Origin of the sequence: Flavobacterium xanthum (assembly GCF_900142695.1) — a bacterium.
GTDB lineage: Bacteria > Bacteroidota > Bacteroidia > Flavobacteriales > Flavobacteriaceae > Flavobacterium > Flavobacterium xanthum.
Genome location: NZ_FRBU01000057.1, coordinates 1 through 17,991 on the forward strand (window position 1 = coordinate 1; position 17,991 = coordinate 17,991).

General features: G+C 32.8%; 12 protein-coding genes. 10 read left to right on the forward strand and 2 right to left on the reverse strand.

Annotation, left to right across the window (positions count from 1 at the left end; all coding sequences use genetic code 11):
- Window positions 1–375: 375 nt before the first annotated feature.
- The 3 genes from BUC11_RS15425 to BUC11_RS15435 all read left to right on the forward strand — a co-directional run bounded on the left by BUC11_RS15425 (window position 376) and on the right by BUC11_RS15435 (window position 5,895).
- Window positions 376–3,372 (forward strand): sensor histidine kinase, encoded by a 2,997-nt coding sequence (locus BUC11_RS15425; protein WP_073355515.1) that lies wholly within the window; start codon window positions 376–378, stop codon window positions 3,370–3,372.
- 255 nt (window positions 3,373–3,627) lie between these two features.
- A complete protein-coding gene (locus tag BUC11_RS15430; protein ID WP_073355516.1) occupies window positions 3,628–4,065 on the forward strand; it encodes a hypothetical protein in 438 nt (145 codons plus the stop codon).
- Between the two features lie 207 nt (window positions 4,066–4,272).
- Entirely contained in the window at window positions 4,273–5,895 is a 1,623-nt protein-coding gene (locus BUC11_RS15435) for an amidase (protein WP_073355518.1), read from the forward strand.
- 202 nt (window positions 5,896–6,097) lie between these two features.
- Here BUC11_RS15435 and msrB read toward each other — a convergent pair whose 3' ends face one another.
- Both msrB and BUC11_RS15445 read right to left on the reverse strand, forming a co-directional pair.
- Window positions 6,098–6,487: a peptide-methionine (R)-S-oxide reductase MsrB gene (msrB, locus tag BUC11_RS15440; protein ID WP_073355519.1), complete on the reverse strand. Its 390-nt coding sequence runs from the start codon at window positions 6,485–6,487 to the stop codon at window positions 6,098–6,100.
- Between the two features lie 87 nt (window positions 6,488–6,574).
- A complete protein-coding gene (locus BUC11_RS15445; protein ID WP_073355521.1) occupies window positions 6,575–7,441 on the reverse strand; it encodes an alpha/beta hydrolase in 867 nt (288 codons plus the stop codon).
- Between the two features lie 189 nt (window positions 7,442–7,630).
- On the opposite strand from BUC11_RS15445, the gene BUC11_RS15450 reads away from it, so the two are divergent.
- The 7 genes from BUC11_RS15450 to BUC11_RS15480 all read left to right on the forward strand — a co-directional run bounded on the left by BUC11_RS15450 (window position 7,631) and on the right by BUC11_RS15480 (window position 17,796).
- On the forward strand, window positions 7,631–9,052 hold the full coding sequence (locus BUC11_RS15450) for a glycogen synthase (RefSeq protein WP_073355522.1): 1,422 nt from the start codon (window positions 7,631–7,633) through the stop codon (window positions 9,050–9,052).
- Window positions 9,049–10,329, forward strand: a complete 1,281-nt coding sequence (locus BUC11_RS15455) for a glucose-1-phosphate adenylyltransferase (RefSeq protein WP_073355524.1) — start codon at window positions 9,049–9,051, stop codon at window positions 10,327–10,329. Before BUC11_RS15450 ends, BUC11_RS15455 begins: the two co-directional genes overlap by 4 nt.
- Before the next feature lie 66 nt (window positions 10,330–10,395).
- Window positions 10,396–12,303: a 1,4-alpha-glucan branching protein GlgB gene (glgB, locus tag BUC11_RS15460; RefSeq protein WP_073355525.1), complete on the forward strand. Its 1,908-nt coding sequence runs from the start codon at window positions 10,396–10,398 to the stop codon at window positions 12,301–12,303.
- A gap of 121 nt (window positions 12,304–12,424) precedes the next feature.
- Window positions 12,425–12,703 carry a GxxExxY protein gene (locus BUC11_RS15465; protein ID WP_084129715.1) on the forward strand — a complete coding sequence of 93 codons (279 nt, stop codon included), beginning with the start codon at window positions 12,425–12,427 and terminating at the stop codon, window positions 12,701–12,703.
- 228 nt (window positions 12,704–12,931) lie between these two features.
- Window positions 12,932–15,331 (forward strand): glycoside hydrolase family 31 protein, encoded by a 2,400-nt coding sequence (locus BUC11_RS15470; protein ID WP_073355527.1) that lies wholly within the window; start codon window positions 12,932–12,934, stop codon window positions 15,329–15,331.
- A gap of 88 nt (window positions 15,332–15,419) precedes the next feature.
- Window positions 15,420–16,235, forward strand: coding sequence for a M48 family metallopeptidase (locus BUC11_RS15475; protein WP_073355529.1), 816 nt, complete (start codon window positions 15,420–15,422; stop codon window positions 16,233–16,235).
- A gap of 232 nt (window positions 16,236–16,467) precedes the next feature.
- Entirely contained in the window at window positions 16,468–17,796 is a 1,329-nt protein-coding gene (locus BUC11_RS15480; RefSeq protein WP_073355530.1) for an MFS transporter, read from the forward strand.
- Window positions 17,797–17,991: the final 195 nt, after the last annotated feature.

Consider the following 17,991-nt stretch of genomic DNA (forward strand, 5'->3'; position numbering starts at 1 on the left):
AACAGAGTAGTTAAGCCCGCCTGCGCAGATGGTACTGCAGTTATGTGGGAGAGTATGTCGTCGCCTTTCTTTAAAAACCCTTCATCAATAGATGAAGGGTTTTTTGTTTTTAAAGGATTTTAGTTTTAGATTTATTATGAATTATTGTAGGAATCACCATTAGTAAATGCTATTTTCGCTTTAAATACATAATATCTTAATGGAATCTAATTTTTTAATAAAGAGTACTACAGTTAATGTAATTCAGATATCATATGATTTTTTAAAAAAAATATGTGTTACTCAAAATGAATTACTTAATGATTTCATAATCTTTTTTATTTCACCTCTATCAGTGCTTGTTTGTAATTTATTTTTTATTAAAAGGATTTTTACATGCAAAAGCTAAAAAAAACAATTATCTACTTTTGTTTCTTTTTGGTCCCTTTTTTAATCTTTGGTCAATATTTACCTTCTCGTAATTATTCTACCAAAGATGGTTTACCAAATAATGCTGTTAGATCATTATTTTTAGATTCAGAAAATGTTTTATGGATTGGAACTGAAAATGGAGTTTCAAGGATGGAAAATGGTTCGTTTTTTAACATGGACGAGTTAGATGGTTTAGGACACAATAGTTGTTGGGATATCTCTCAAGATACCAATGGAAATATGTGGTTTGCTAGTTATGGTGGTGGAGTCAGTAAATTTAACGGAAAAAAATTCACTATTTTCACTACTAAAGATGGTCTATTAGCCAATAAAACCAGAAAAGTATTTCCGTATAAAAATAAAATGTACGTTGGTACAGAACAAGGGGTTTCTATCATTGATATTAATACCAATAAAGTTGTAACACCAAAAATGCCTACACATAAAGAAGATTTTATTTGTATTTCATTTTTTGAAGATGATGGTGAAGTATATTTTACTTCCATTTTTGATGGTTTATATAAAATTGATGAATCAGAAGAAATTCCCAAAATAATGCCCATTATTTTACATAAAAACACGTACTGTTTAGGTCTTTTTGGTTCGAGTTTATATAGTGCAAATGATGGCTTTATTGATAAATTTGATATTTTAGATATTAAAAAAAGGAAATTTACCTCTTCTAAATTTGGAAAGTCAACCGTATGGCAGTTTGCTAAAGATAAAAGAAATTCCATTTTTGCGGCAGCCTGGGGAGTTTATAATCCCAATGGAGGACTCTATCGCATTGAAGATGATAAAATGATTGATGTGTCGAACCAGTACGGAATTGATTCAAAAGTTTTACTCAATGTTGTTTATGACAAAACAAAGGACATGTTATATGTCGGTTCTAATGATAAAGGTATCTATGAAGTTCGATTGGATAAAATAATTGATTATTCTCCATTTGATGGAAGTTCAGTTATCGATTTTGAAAATTTTGATAAAAGGAAATTTCTTTTACACAATAAGGGGGTAACAATTTTAGATTCTAACAAGGAAATTTTAAAAACAATTTCACTTTCAGAGTTTAAAAACGTTGAACAAGCCTATTTAAACAAAGGAAATAATATTATAAACAAACAAGGAGTTGAATCGAGAGATTTTGAACTGAATTTTAATATAAAAGCAGACGGAATTGTATTTTATGAAATGGTTAAACATAAAAATTCATTCTGGATTGGCAGCAATATTAGAATATTTGAGATTAATTCTTTAGGAAAAATCATCAATTACGTACCTAAACATAGTCTAAAATTTGGATTTTCTTCAAATGATAAATTTATTGAGACGATTACTTATGCAGGTGTTCGAGTGTATGATGATATTTATAAACTTAAAAGTAAACATTATTCAAAATTTGAAAAAGATACGCCACAATATATTGTGCACATATTGAGTAACAAGGACAAAACATATCTTCTGTCCGTTTTTAATGGTTTGTATGTTTATCACAATAATCAATTTCAGTCCTATTTAGCTGATGAAATTTGGAAAGAAAAAAAGTTCAAACACATTACCATTAATGACAAAGTTCAACTTATTTTAGCCGCTGAATTTGGAAATGTTTTTATAGTGGAGGACAGTAAAACTTTTAAAGTTTTAAAAACGATTAATAAAAACAAACTCGTTGGTAAAACTATTCTTTTCCTGGAAGCTTACAAAGATTGTATTTTAATAGGAACTGAAAAAGGAATGAACATATACCAGAATGGTGTCTTCCGATTGATTGATCAAGAGCAAGGATTAAAAGATTGTAATTTTACCACTTCTCAAATTTTTAAAAATCAATTATGGTTAGGGACTGAAAAAGGCTTTTACACCGTGGATTTAGATAAACTTTTAAAGGAGCAAATTACCGTATTAGGTATAGCTATTAGTAAGATAGCGGTCAATAACATTCCTATTGATAAATTTAATTACAAATGGTTCAAGTATACTTCTAATAAATTAGTTCGGGATTATCAACAAAACTCTTTTTCTATTGATTTTATTCCAAAGGGGTATCCTTTTCCAGAGAAATTGAAATTCCGTTATCGTTTGAAGTCTAATAACCGATGGAGTCCATACAGCGACAAAGCCAACTTATTTTTTCCTTATTTGCCTTATGGCGATTATCTAGTAGAAGTAGAAGTTTTTGATTCGAATGCTGGAAAATCTACTATTTTTAAATTACTGGATATTTGCGTGGAACCTCCCTTTTGGTTTACTTGGTGGTTCATTTCTTTAATTATTTTATTTATTACTAGTCTGGTATTTTATATCATTAACAGAAAAAGAAATATTGCTAAAGATAAAGCTTATAAAGAAAAACAAGTAGTTGAAGCTAAATTTGAAGCACTATCTAACAAGATGAATCCGCATTTCATTTATAATGCTTTAAATTCTATTCAAGCTTATGTTGGTTCAAATGACGAGAGGAATTCCTCTTTATACATAAGTGAATTTGCAGGATTGATGCGAAAAACTTTAAAAAACTCACCAAAACAAACCATCACAATTAAGGACGAAGTTGAATATTTAAAAAGTTATATTTTTATAGAAAATATGCGATTTAAAGGTCGTAATAGTAGAGAATTTTATATTGATCCGTTGATTGATGAGGCAACCTTAGAAGTTTATCCAACGTTGCTTCAACCTTTTGTAGAAAATGTTTTTGTTCATGCTTTTGATGAATCACACCCATTTCCAAAATTGAAAATTTCTTTTGAAATACTTGAAAGTAAAATTTTAGAATGTAAAATAATTGATAATGGAAAAGGATTAAATACTCGTAAACAATCAAAATTTCATGTTTCAAGAGGAATTGCATTGGCTCGAGAGCGAATCCTTTTATTACAGCCAGCTAATGTTGATCCCATCAAAATTGAAATGACTGAAAATGACGGAACAACCGTTACCATCAGATTATTGTTTTAGTAGTTTAAATATAAATTTTGAAAGCTCTTATCCTGTGGTAAGAGCTTTTTTTATTGATGTACTTAATCGATAGTTTTTAAAGATTATTTTTTAAAAATAATTAGCTCCTTTACGGAATTCCGTAAGGAATCTTTTGCTATTATTTATAGGTTTGGCTAATCAATAAAAACAGTAAAAAATAAGATACATACTATTTTGATATTTGACTTCAACTTTGTCAATTTATGAATAGTAGCCATTCTAAATTTAAAATCTATGTTAGACCAAAATCGACCGTATTGCAGAGTAGAAATTGACCGAGTTTTTAATCGAGTAAAAGCAGCGATGCATGTTACAGCTTTAGTAAGTGGAAAGTCCAAGGGACTGACGCAGGCACATTATTATGATGCTTACACTGGAAAGGAACTTATAGGCGGGGATACTTACGAATACGAGCACATTCGATCATCAGAAGAAATTCACACGAGATATAAATCTATCTTAACTGATGAACAAATTGCCTTAGTGGTCAACTGTGTTGAAAATGTGGCCGTTACTCTTACCTCAATTAAGGAGGCTAAAGGAAAGAAAAAAATGGAAGATTGGTTGCGTAACAATGACAATATTGTTACTTACGGTATAGACTTGAAATTAGCCTTAACAAAATTAAAAAAAGCGGATGATGGCATTGAACGGATTGTAAAATGGTTTTAAAGGTTTACTTTTTCGATGATTTATTAGTAAGATTTATACAAATACGTGTTTCAACTTACCTGTTACTTTACAGTATACTTCTAGATAAATCCTCTTTGTTTATTATTTTTTAGCGACTTGATAATAATTTAGAACTGTAGTAGAGAAATCCATTTATATAAAGTACTTTAGTGGGAAGCTATTTTACCAAAACAAACTATATTATTTATGAAAAGAAGATCTTTTTTAACCACTGCAACTTTAGCGTCTGCAGGTCTTACCACACTTTTAATTACAGGTTGCACATCAAGCAGTAAAAAAGACCAAGAGGTGGCACCCGCTAACGTAATTGATACAAACTTTGAACTGGAAGAAGAAACTATTGCTAGTTTGAGAGAGAAATTAGCTTCTGGAAAATATACTTCGGAGCAATTAGTCCAATTGTACTTAAAACGTATTGAAACTGTTGATAAAAATGGTGCTCAATTGAATTCAGTTATCGAAATTAATCCTGATGCCATTGCCATTGCTGTTGCAATGGATAAGGAGAGCAAAGCAGGCAAAAGCAGAGGTCCTTTACATGGCATTCCAGTTTTAATAAAAGACAATATAGACACCGCTGATAAAATGCAAACTACAGCAGGATCTCTTGCAATGGTTGGTAATATTGCGTCAAAAGATGCTTTTGTAGTTAGAAAACTCAGAGAGGCAGGAGCTATTATTATCGGAAAAACAAATTTGAGCGAGTGGGCTAATTTTCGTTCTACGCAATCCAGTTCGGGATGGAGTAGTAGGGGTGGCCAAACTAAAAATCCTTATATTTTAGATCATAATCCCTGCGGTTCTAGCGCGGGTTCAGGTGCTGCAGTGTCAGCTAATCTTTGCGTGGTAGCGATAGGGACAGAAACGGATGGCTCTATTGTTTGTCCCGCTTCGGTTAATGGAATTGTTGGTATTAAGCCAACTGTTGGTTTAGTAAGTCGATCTGGAATTATCCCAATTTCAAAAACACAAGATACCGCAGGTCCAATGGCTAGGACAGTAACTGATGCAGCTATTTTACTGGGAGCCATTGCAGCCATTGACCAGGATGATGCTATAACTCTTGAAAGTAATGGAAAAAATCATAAGGATTACACAACATTTTTAGATGTAAATGCTTTAGAAGGGAAGCGTATTGGTGTAGAGAAAAAACCACAGGGTAATAATAAATATATAAATGCACTTTTAGATAATGCTATCAGCGTGCTAAAACAGCAAGGTGCAATCATAGTTGAAATTGATTATATAGATAAAATTAATGCTTTTGGAGAAGCTGAATTTGAAGTTTTGCAGTATGAATTTAAAGATGGATTGAATAGCTATTTGGCTCAAGCCAATGCAAAAGTTAAAAATTTAAAAGAGGTTATTGATTTTAATAACAAGAATGAAGATAAAGCAATGCCTTACTTTAAACAAGAGACATTGGTGAGTTCAAATGCGAAAAAGGGATTGGAAGATAAAAAATATTTGGAGGCACTCAATCAAAGTTTTGAGGGAAGTAAACGTATTTTGGATGCTGTCTTTAAAGCAAATAATTTGGATGCTATAACCGGAATTACGATGGGACCAGCTTGCAGTATTGATGTGATTTATGGGGACCGTTGGGGTGGATATTCCTTAACTTCTCCGGCAGCAATTAGTGGCTTTCCACATATAACCGTTCCTTGTGGTCAAGCTTATGACTTACCTGTTGGATTGTCTTTTTTTGGAACTCCTTACAAGGAAGGCGAATTAATCGGGTTGGGTTACGCCTACGAACAAGCATCAAAAAAACGCTTTAAACCAGCCCTTAAAGCTTCTTTTCTATAATTAATTCTTATTTAAAAAGATATAAAAGAGCAAAAAGCGAATTACTTTTTGCTCTTTTTATTTTTATTCATCTGAACAATTTTTGTATTAAACAAGTTTCAAATGGTTTACAGCTTTACTTCTGTTTTTAAATTTGACATTTAAACCAAGTTTAGAGTTAAGTGCTGCGTCACTATAAAAATAGAAAAATTAATTCTGACTTTTATTCTTTAAAGTCCAGTGATAAAGAGTTAACGCAATAGCGCTGACCCGTTTTCGTAGGGCCATCATCAAAAACATGTCCGAGATGACTTCCGCAATTAGCGCATAGGATTTCAGTGCGTTTCATTCCGTGTGTCACATCCGAAATGTACTGTACTTTTCCGGGTATGGATTCATCAAAAGAAGGCCAACCACAATGTGCATCAAACTTAGAATTACTTTCAAATAATGGCTCGCCACAGGCGCCACAGGAGTAGGTACCTTTTTCATAATTCAAATTATATGTTCCGGTGTGTGGATATTCCGTTCCTTTTTGACGAAGGATTCTATATCGTTCTTCACCTAATTGTTCTTTCCATTCCTGCTCGGTTTTTTCTATAGGATATTTCATGATGTATAAATTTTTTTTAAATTATTATTTTATGATGTACTATAAAGTTGTTTAAAATTAAACCGCATCTAGCTCCATGCAATTTAGTTATTTGTTTTTGATGAATTGAACTATTCTTTCTATTACTTTAGGATTACCAAGAATTTTTCGGTGTCCTAATCCGTCTGTTAATAGCAACTCTCCATTTCTAAGATGTTTATAAATATGTTTTCCTGCTTTTACAGGAACTTCTGGATCATCATTGTCATGGATTACCAGTACGGGAATACTGGTTTCTTTTGCTGCTAGAAAAGCAGAATAATCATTCATTTTTTCTCTATATTTTTTTTCGAAATGCAATCGTAAATGGGTGCTTACTTTTGCTTTCAATTGTAGTTTAGCTATAAAATCATCTATAATATCTTCTACAATATCACCGCTGCCAATTACTACGGCATATTGTACTGATAATCCTTGTTTTATGGCATTCAAAACAGACATTCCTCCCAAAGAATGACCAATGGCCACATCAAAGGGACCAAATTGCTTTTCAATTTCTAAAATTGTAGCAATAAAATCGACCATAATAGTAGTTTTTCCAGGAGATTTTCCATGTGCTGGTGCATCAAAACTTATGGTGGAATAACCATTATTTAAAAGTTCATCGGCTATTTTGAACAACTGAGTTCCACGTCCAGACCAGCCGTGGACAAGCAAAATCTTCTTTTCACTTTTGCCATATTTGTATACAACTACTTCTTTGTTAATTGCAGGAATAGAAATCAGTTTTTGGATGCTTGTGCGATCCATTTCCAATTCTCTTTTTGGAATTTTGTGTTTTATAGGAGTAGTAAACAATTTAGCGGCAAATAAAGTAATCAGTTTTGGCGAGATAAAAGAGATTAATTTACTGGTTAATAAAATACTCTTAGGAATTTTCAAAGATTGTGTATGAATAGAACTTTTTTTTGTCATTATGATAAATTTTCAAGCGGGTTACTATTTTATAATTTTTTCACTAAATTTAGAAAAACATAAATGTAGTATTTTTTAAAAGGTTTTAGTTGGTATTAACATAAAAACAGATTTAGTACTTCTAGGAAATACTAAAAAATAAAGTCATTGAAGCTTCTTTCTAACAATAAATAAAGCAAAATTTCATACATGGAAATATTTCATATTAGTGCAGAGTGTTACCCTGTTGCAAAAGTTGGCGGTTTAGCTGATGTAGTTGGCGCATTACCAAAATATCAAAATAATGCAGGCAATGCAGTACGAGTAGTGATGCCTTGTTATGATACCAAATTCAAAATAGAAAATCATTTTGAATGTGTTCATTGGGGACATGTAAAATTGGGAAGTTTTAATTTTCCGTTTAATATTCTCAAAGAAAAAACAAATGCATTAGGATTTGAATTGTATCTGGTTGAAATTCCAGAATTATTTAACAGGAAAGAGGTTTACGGGTATCAAGACGATATCGAACGTTTCTTGTCTTTTCAAATTGCCACTTTAGACTGGATTATAGGAAGAGAAGATGTTCCGGATGTCATTAATTGTCATGATCATCATACCGGTTTGATTCCTTTTATGATGTTGTATTGTAATAAGTACGAAAAACTACGCAATATACCATCAATGATTACGATTCATAATGGCTTGTATCAAGGACAGTTTGGTTTTGATAAATTATACTATTTGCCTGAATTTGATTTGGCGCATGTGAATGTTTTAGAATGGGATAATTGTATTAATTCATTAGCTGTAGCTATAAAGTGTGCTTGGGCTGTGACTACGGTTTCGCCTAGTTATCTGAATGAAATCAATTATTCAGCTAACGGTTTAGAATCCTTACTCAATTTAGTTCGTTACAAATCCAAAGGAATTTTAAATGGAATCGATATTGAGGTGTGGGATCCCGACACTGATCGTATGCTTGAAAAAAACTATTCTATTAAAAATTTTGAAAAAGGGAAACAAGAAAATAAAGAAAAATTATGTAGCCTTTTTAATTTAGATCCAACAAAGCCTCTTTTTAGTTTTATTGGAAGATTACTAGAAGAAAAAGGAGGTGATTTATTACCACATGCTGCGGCGTTAGCATTATCTGAGAATTTCCAACAAATTAATATCTTGATATTGGGGTCCGGCAACACAACTATTGAAAAACAATTGAATAGTCTATTACAAGATTATAAAGGTAATTACAATACATTTATTGGTTACAATGAAGAATTAGCACACTTGATTTATGCCGGTTCTGATTTTTTATTAATGCCTTCCAGAGTAGAACCATGTGGTTTGAACCAAATGTATTCACTTAGGTATGGCACTATTCCTATTGTTAGAAGAACAGGAGGTTTGAAAGATACGGTAGTAGATTTTGGTGATAATGGAATTGGTATTTGCCATGATCAGGCAAGTGTGGGAGATGTATGTTATTCGATTCAAAGGGCTATACTTTTATATGAAGACAAACAACATTTGAATAAAATTAGAAAAATAGGAATGAATACGGACCATTCCTGGGAACGTGTTTGTCAAGAATATATAGAAATGTACAAACTAATAATTAACAAGAAATGAAAGCTAAGAAGAAAAATGTAATTGCAATTATTTTAGGTGGAGGACAAGGTTCCAGGTTGTATCCGTTGACTGAATCAAGGTCTAAACCGGCTGTGCCAATAGGAGGAAAATATAGACTGGTCGATATTCCGATATCCAATTGTATGAATTCAGATATCTACCGAATGTTTGTTTTGACACAATTCAACTCTGCTTCACTGAATGCGCACATAAAAAACACCTATAATTTTAGTATTTTTAGCCATGCCTTTGTTGATATTCTTGCAGCAGAACAAACTCCTGATAATCCAACGTGGTTTCAGGGTACAGCTGATGCTGTGAGACAATGCATGCCCCATTTTTTAAACCATGATTTTGATTATGCTTTGATTCTTTCTGGAGATCAATTGTATCAAATGGATTTTAATGACATGGTTGAAGAGCACATCAAACGAGAAGCAGATATTACCATTGCTACTTTACCAGTTAATGCTAAAGATGCACCTGAATTTGGAATACTAAAAACAAATTCCGAAAGTTGTATCGAATCCTTTATCGAAAAACCAGCTAAAGAATTGTTGCCTGATTGGGAGTCTGATGTAAGTGAACAAATGAAGAGTGAAGGAAAACATTACCTAGCTTCAATGGGTATCTACATCTTCAACAAAAAATTGTTAGTGGATATTATGTCCAATAAGGATACCAAAGATTTTGGTAAAGAAATTATTCCTCAGGCTGTTGGACATAAAAAAATATTAAGTTATCAATACGAAGGATATTGGACTGATATTGGTAACATTGATTCCTTTTTTGAAGCGAATATTGGACTTACAGAAGACTTACCAAAATTTAATTTATTTGATAACGAAAATAAAATTTTTACTAGGCCAAGATTATTACCTCCTTCAAAATTTCAAAAAACTATTGTCGATAAATCATTAATTTCGGAAGGTTGTATTTTGAATGCAAAAGAAATCAATCGTTCCGTGATTGGTATTCGGTCCAGAATTGGCGAGGGAAGCATCATTCAAAATTGTTATATCATGGGGAATGATTTTTATCAGAATATTGATGATATGAATGAAGATCTAAGAACAGGGAGACAACTTGTGGGAATTGGAGAAAGATGTTTTATAAGCAATGCTCTAGTGGATAAAAATTGCAGAATTGGGAATGATGTATACATAAGTGGAGGGAATCATTTAGAAGATTTCTCGAATGAGTTGTATGCCATAAAGGACGGAATTGTTGTCATTAAAAAAGGAGCAATTATACCGGATAATTACATCATAAAATAAATTTTTAAACTGTTTTTCTTAAAAATAATATTCTATTTCTAAAAAGTAGAATTATACAATTGTTATATGAGTAAAGTCATTACACATTCTCTTTTTACCGATTTTGACATTGATTTGTTTAAAGCAGGAAAACATTTCCGTCTTTACGAAAAATTAGGAGCACATCTTGTAACGGTTGATAACGTCGAGGGAGTATACTTTGCGGTTTGGGCTCCTACGGCGCATTCCGTTTCTGTTGTCGGGGATTTCAATTTTTGGACAAAAGGAGAACATCTGTTGCAAGTTCGTTGGGATTCTTCTGGAATTTGGGAAGGATTTATTCCAACTATATCAAAAGGTACAACCTATAAATATAGTATACAATCTAATAATGGTGGAGCGATAACAGAGAAGGCAGATCCGTTTGCTTTTTATTGTGAAAAGCCACCTCATACGGCATCAGTAGTTTGGGATTTAGAGTACCAATGGAAGGATACGGCTTGGATGGAAACGCGTCAAAACCATAATGGTCTAGACAAACCTTATTCCGTTTATGAAGTTCATTTAGGTTCTTGGAAACGTCATGCTGAGGATAATCGATTTTTGACGTATTTAGAATTTGCCGAAGATTTGGTAAATTATATAAAAGAAACGGGCTTTACTCACGTGGAGTTTATGCCCATAATGGAATATCCTTATGATCCGTCTTGGGGATATCAATTAGTGGGTTATTTTGCGCCAACTTCTCGTTTTGGAAACCCACAAGAATTTATGCTCTTGGTTGATAAATTGCATGAAGCAGGAATTGGAGTGATTCTGGATTGGGTTCCTTCTCATTTTCCAGATGACGCACATGGTCTAGGATTTTTTGATGGGTCCAATCTTTTTGAACATCCAGATCGTAGAAAAGGCTATCATCCAGACTGGAAAAGTTTAGTTTTTAATTATGGACGAAATGAAGTTCGTTCATTCTTAATTAGCAATGCATTGTTTTGGTTACACCATTACCATGCGGATGGGCTGCGTGTTGATGCCGTTGCTTCCATGCTGTATTTAGATTATTCGAGAGAAGAAGGCGATTGGGAGCCTAATATTTATGGAGGTAGAGAGAATCTGGATACCATAAGTTTCTTGAAAGAATTTAATGAAGCCGTTTATTCTAATTTTGAAGGCGTTCAAACTATTGCTGAAGAAAGTACTTCTTTTCCTATGGTTTCTAGACCAACATCGGTTGGGGGATTAGGATTTGGTATGAAATGGATGATGGGTTGGATGCATGATACTTTAGAATATTTTCAAAAAGACACAGTTTACAGAAAATACCATCAAAATGACTTGACTTTCTCGATGACCTACACATTTTCTGAAAATTTCATGTTGCCACTTTCACATGACGAAGTAGTGTATGGAAAAAAATCAATTGCAGGAAGAATGCCTGGAGACGAATGGCAAAAATTTGCAAATCTAAGATTATTATACGGCTATATGTTTATGCATCCCGGAACAAAATTATTGTTTATGGGTTGCGAATTTGGGCAAAGCAGCGAATGGAATTTTGAAGGAAGTCTGGATTGGCACTTATTGCAATACCCGCATCATGAGGGAGTAAAAAAATTAATTACAGATTTGAATAAACTCTATAAAACGCTACCTGCATTACACGAAAAGCAGTTCAGTCCTGAAGGTTTTGAATGGATCAATTATTCAGATCATCAAAATGCGGTTATGACTTTCATTCGTAAAGGAAATGAAACAAAAGACAATGTGATTGTAGTGTGCAATTTTACTCAAGTAGTGCGTCCTAATTACCGAATTGGTTTACCCAAGAAAGGAAAACTAACAGAAATTTTCAACAGTGATGCTGCAAATTATGGGGGTAGCGGAGTTTCTAATTCTAAAAAAATAATAATTGAAGCGATGCCTTATGACGGAAGAGATTACTCTGCTGAGCTGCTTTTAGCTCCTTTGAGTGTTACTGTATTTAAAATTTCATAAAACGAAGAGGTTTACAGATAAATAGAAGCTTATTTTTTTAACAAAGACGTCTAGAGATAATGAGGCATATTGAAGTTCACTAGAATCTTGGTCTTGGTGTAAACGAAAGCATTTATCATAAATGTTTGACCCACGAATTAAATGGAGAACTATTAATTTTTCTCCTGAAGCTGTATTGGATTTTAATACTAAAAATTTAAATTTAATAGCTGTTTTGAGAGGCAATTTGTTTGTGGAAGGTTGTATTATGCTTGAATTAAAAGCCGTTCAAGAGATTATTTCCTATTTCAAAGCGAAACTAATTAGTCAAATGAAAATCGCAAAAGCGCCAAAAGGAATTCTCGGAAACGTTAATCCAAAAAACTATAATGTCGGAAATGAAATTTGTATTTTTAAATGAATATTATAACCAATTACGGGAAGTAAAACGGGAAATAGGAATCCGAATTCCAACCCTTTATACCGTTTAAATTGTTTTTTAATAAACATAAAAATTGCTCTTTATCTCTGAATTACTTAGTTAAATAGCTACAACGTTTTCGTTAATAAACATCAGATATACATAGGCTTACGAAGTAATTTTGTATTTTTGAAAATCCAATTTTGAATAAAAATAATACCATAGAAAATGATTACAAATACAGAATTAGAATACAAAGGAGATTTATATCCTACTAAGATAATTGCTTTTGAACATGAAGTCGATTCAATATGTTTTCATACTGATAATAGTGTTATATTGAAAGTAACGGTATTAAGAGATAGTTTAATCCGATTTAGATTTACCACAAAGGGGTATTTCAGCAACGATTTTTCGTATGCAGTTGATAAAGGTCATTCTCATGGCTATAATTTTTTGGAAGTAGCTGAAACAGAAGATTATTATCAAATAAAAACTAGTAAAGTACAATGCCGAATTCAAAAAATAGATATGAGACTTTCTATTTATGATTTGGATGAAAACATTATTTTAGAAGATGAATTGGGTTTTCATTGGGAGGAAAGTTATGAATACGGTGGAAACATCGTAAAAATGAGTAAATCTTCTAAAGATGGGGAATGTTTTTATGGACTTGGCGATAAAGCGACCCAGCTAAACTTGAAAGGAAAAAGACTGGAGAATTTTGCTACAGATCAATATGCATTTCAAAAGGACCAAGAGCCATTATACAAAGTTGTACCTTTTTATATTGGCCTGCAAAATAAAAAATCCTACGGTATTTTCTTTGATAATACGTTCCGAACCTATTTTGACTTTTGTCATGAAAGAAGAAACGTTACCAGTTTTTGGGCTGAAGGAGGCGAAATGAATTATTATTTCATTTATGGTCCTGAGATGCAAGATGTGGTTACAACCTATACACATTTGACTGGTAAACCGGAATTGCCACCGCTATGGGCACTTGGCTACCACCAATGCAAATGGAGTTATTATCCAGAAAGTAATTTAAAGGAAGTTGCAGCAAAATTTAGGGAATTAAAAATACCGTGTGATGCGCTTTATTTAGATATTGACTATATGGAAGGGTTTCGATGTTTTACTTGGAACAAAGAATATTTTCCTGATCCGAAACGAATGGTAGCTGAATTAGCTGAAGATGGTTTCAAAACGGTGGTTATCATAGATCCAGGTATAAAAATTGACAAAGAATACTCTATTTATAAAGAAGCTTTAGAAAAAGACTTTTTCTGTAAACGGGCCGATGGTCCTTACATGAAAGGAAAAGTTTGGCCAGGAGAATGTAACTTTCCAGATTATACCAATCCAGCAGTAAGAGAATGGTGGGCAGGTTTATTCAAAGAATTAATTTCAGAGATTGGGGTAAAAGGGGTGTGGAATGACATGAATGAACCTGCAGTTATGGAGGTGCCAAATAAAACATTCCCTATGGATGTGCGCCACGATTACGATGGAAATCCGTGTAGTCATAGAAAAGCACATAATATTTATGGTACGCAAATGGCCAGAGCGACTTATCACGGGGTGAAACGATTTGCCTATCCTAAAAGACCTTTTGTAATTACACGATCCGCTTATGCGGGTGCGCAACGCTACACGTCTTCATGGACAGGTGATAATGTGGCCACTTGGGAACATTTATGGATAGCAAATATTCAAGTGCAACGTATGTCAATTTCAGGAATGGGTTTCACAGGATCTGATATTGGAGGATTTGCAGAACAACCTTCTGGAGAATTATATGCGCGCTGGATTCAATTGGGTGTATTTCATCCTTTTTGTAGAACACACTCTTCTGGAGATCACGGGGACCAGGAGCCATGGGCTTTTGATGACGAAGTAATCGATATTACTAGGAAATTTGTCAACTTGAGATATCAATTATTACCTTATTTATATACCATGTTTTGGCAATATATTGAAGAAGGAATTCCAATGTTGAAACCCTTAGTGTATTATGATCAAGAGGATATTCAAACACACTATAGAAATGATGAATTTGTTTTTGGCAATCAGATATTAGTTTGTCCTATTTTAGAACCCAATTCTGTAGGAAGAAGAATGTATATTCCAAGAGGCCTATGGTATAATTATTGGACAAATGAAGAAGTTAAAGGTGGGAAAGAAATATGGATAGATACGAAGTTTGACCAGATTCCAATTTTTGTGAAAGCAGGAGCCATAATTCCTAAATATCCAGTGCAACAATACGTAGGCGAGCTTGATTTTGATGAATTGACATTGGATATTTATTACAAAGCAGGTAGAGAAAAGTCAGTAGTTTATGAAGACGCCCAAGATGGCTACGATTACAAAAAAGGAAGGTATAGTTTTTTGTCTTTTCAAACAACAGGTAAAGAAAAAGAACTAATTATTCAGTTACATAAAGAAGGGAAATATGATACTAATTATTCTAAGTACAAAATAAATCTTATTGGACTGCCATTTAAAGTAAATACTATTGAAATTGATAATGTTGAAGTTTCTTTTGATAGAAATACTTTAGAAAGAGAAGGCTATATGATTGTTGATAAGGAGTTTACGTCGTTGCATATTACTGGGGAATAACAATAAATTTGAAACTTTTATATTTAATTATGTAAATTTAAAAGTTTATAAAACGTGTATTTTTGTATAATACTTAAAATATAAAATTATGAAAAAGCATTTATTTATAGGGATTCTTGCAGCAGGTATGATTTATTCTTGTGCAACTAATCCTCTTACAGGAAAAAAAAGTCTAAATTTTGTTTCTAATAGTGAGTTGTTTCCAACATCTTTTCAACAATACGGTACTTTTTTAAAGGAAAACAAAGTGATAACTGGAACCGCAGATGCTAGAAAAGTAGAAGCGGTAGGGCTGAGAATTAAAGCTGCTGCTGAGAAATATTTGACCTATTTAGGTCAATCACAATACTTGAAAGATTACCGATGGGAATATAAACTTATTGATAATAAAGAAGTGAATGCTTGGTGTATGCCAGGAGGGAAAATTGTGGTTTACTCAGGAATCTTACCTATTACAAAAGATGATGCTGGTTTAGCAACTGTAATGGGACATGAAGTTTCTCATGCCTTAGCAAATCATGGGGCGCAACGTATGAGTGCTTCTCAATTGCAACAATTAGGCGCTGTAGGAGTCGCAGTAGCAACTGGAGGTAAAAGTGAACAAACCCAACAAATATGGGGCCAAGCTTATGGATTGGGTTCTCAGTTTGGTGTAATGCTCCCTTTTAGTAGAAATCACGAGACTGAAGCAGATAAAATTGGACTTACTTTAATGGCAATTGCAGGGTATAATCCAGACGAATCAATTACTTTTTGGTCTAGAATGGCTGCACAATCTTCTGGACAAGCACCGCCAGAATTTATGAGTACACACCCTTCTGATGCGACTAGAATTGCTAATTTAAAGGCTTTGATTCCAGAAGCTAAAGCTTTAGCTGCTAAAGTTGGAGTGATGAGAAGATAAATTGTTAAAATTATAATTTTTAGTTATAAAAGATTTAAAGGGCTATTCTCAAACGAGAGTAGCCCTTTTTTTAGAAAAACCTTTTGTAAAATAATACAAAACATAGTTTTAGATGAGTTCAAAGTACTTTTGTATCAAGTAAAATACAGAAGCAATTTGTTACTATCAAAAAAACACATTTTCAGATTTTTTAAATATAAATTAAATAAATTCGCGTCATAAAAAATGTAACATGGCAGATTTACCAAAAGGAAGTAAAAAATTATTGAATGCATGGGCTTTCTATGATTGGGCGAATTCCGTTTATACACTTACAATTGCGTCAGCAGTTTTTCCAATTTTTTATGAAGCTCTGTTTTCAGAGGAGAATCATTATATTACAATTTTTGGTTTTAGTTTAAAAAATTCAGCTTTAATTAGTTTTGTTACAGCGACAGCATTTTTAGTAGTTGCTTTTATCTCTCCGTTATTATCTGGAATTGCAGATTACGTAGGGAACAAAAAAGCATTTATGAAATTCTTTTGTTATGTAGGAGCACTATCCTGCATGGGATTGTACTGGTTTAATCTAGAACATATCTACGTTGGTTTAGTGTTTTATTTTTTTGGATTGATTGGATATTGGGGCAGTTTAGTTTTTTATAATTCTTATTTGCCAGATATTGCTTTTGTAGAGCAGCAAGATAAAATTAGTGCCAAAGGCTATTCGTTGGGATATATTGGAAGTGTTATTTTACTAATTTTTAATTTAGCGATGATAATGAAACCAAAAATTTTTGGAATTACAGGAACAGATGGAGAGGCTGCAATGAAAGCGATGCGCTATTCCTTTGTAATGGTGGGAGTGTGGTGGATTGTATTTAGTCAATACTCGTATTATTTTTTACCAAAAGGGAATAAAAATAGCGACCGTAAAGTAACGCATCATGTCGTTTTCAATGGCTTTAAAGAATTGAAAAAAGTATGGCTTTTATTGAATGTGAATATCCCATTAAAGCGCTACTTAGGAAGTTTTTTTGTTTCTAGTATGGCGGTACAAACTTTAATGTTAGTAGCTACCTATTTTGGAGCTCAGGAAATAAATTGGTCTTCTAAAGAGGAAGGGACCGTCGGCCTAATTATTTGTATTTTATTGATCCAATTAGTAGCTGTTTTAGGAGCTGTTTTAACGTCACGAGCTTCAGCAAAATTTGGAAATATTCCTACTTTGATTGGTATAAATTGTTTTTGGGTTTTACTTTGCGCTGGCGCCTATTTTATAACGAAGCCGTTAGAATTCTACATCATGGCAAGTTTTGTAGGGCTCGTAATGGGAGGCATTCAATCATTATCCCGTTCTACTTATTCAAAATTATTACCTAAAACAGACGATACCGCTTCTTTTTTTAGTTTTTATGACGTTGCTGAAAAAATAGGAATTGTAATAGGAATGCTTGTTTATGGAATAATTGACCAAATAACGGGAAGTCCTCGTTTAGCAATTGTATTTTTGGCATTATTTTTCGTTCTAGCTGTAATTTTATTAAATAGAGTTCCAAAAAAAGGTGTTTTAAATCCATAAAACACCTGATTAATAAAATAATTAAAGCAGAATTAGGACTTTGAAATAGCTCCTGAACCACTAACCTTAGTATCTTTTTTCGTTGGATCACCAGCATATTTATGCTGCTCCCCAAAAAACGTACAACTTTTTGTGTGAATTTAAGATAGGATTAAAAACCTTAAATTAGCAGAATTATGTCAAGAACAAGAAGAG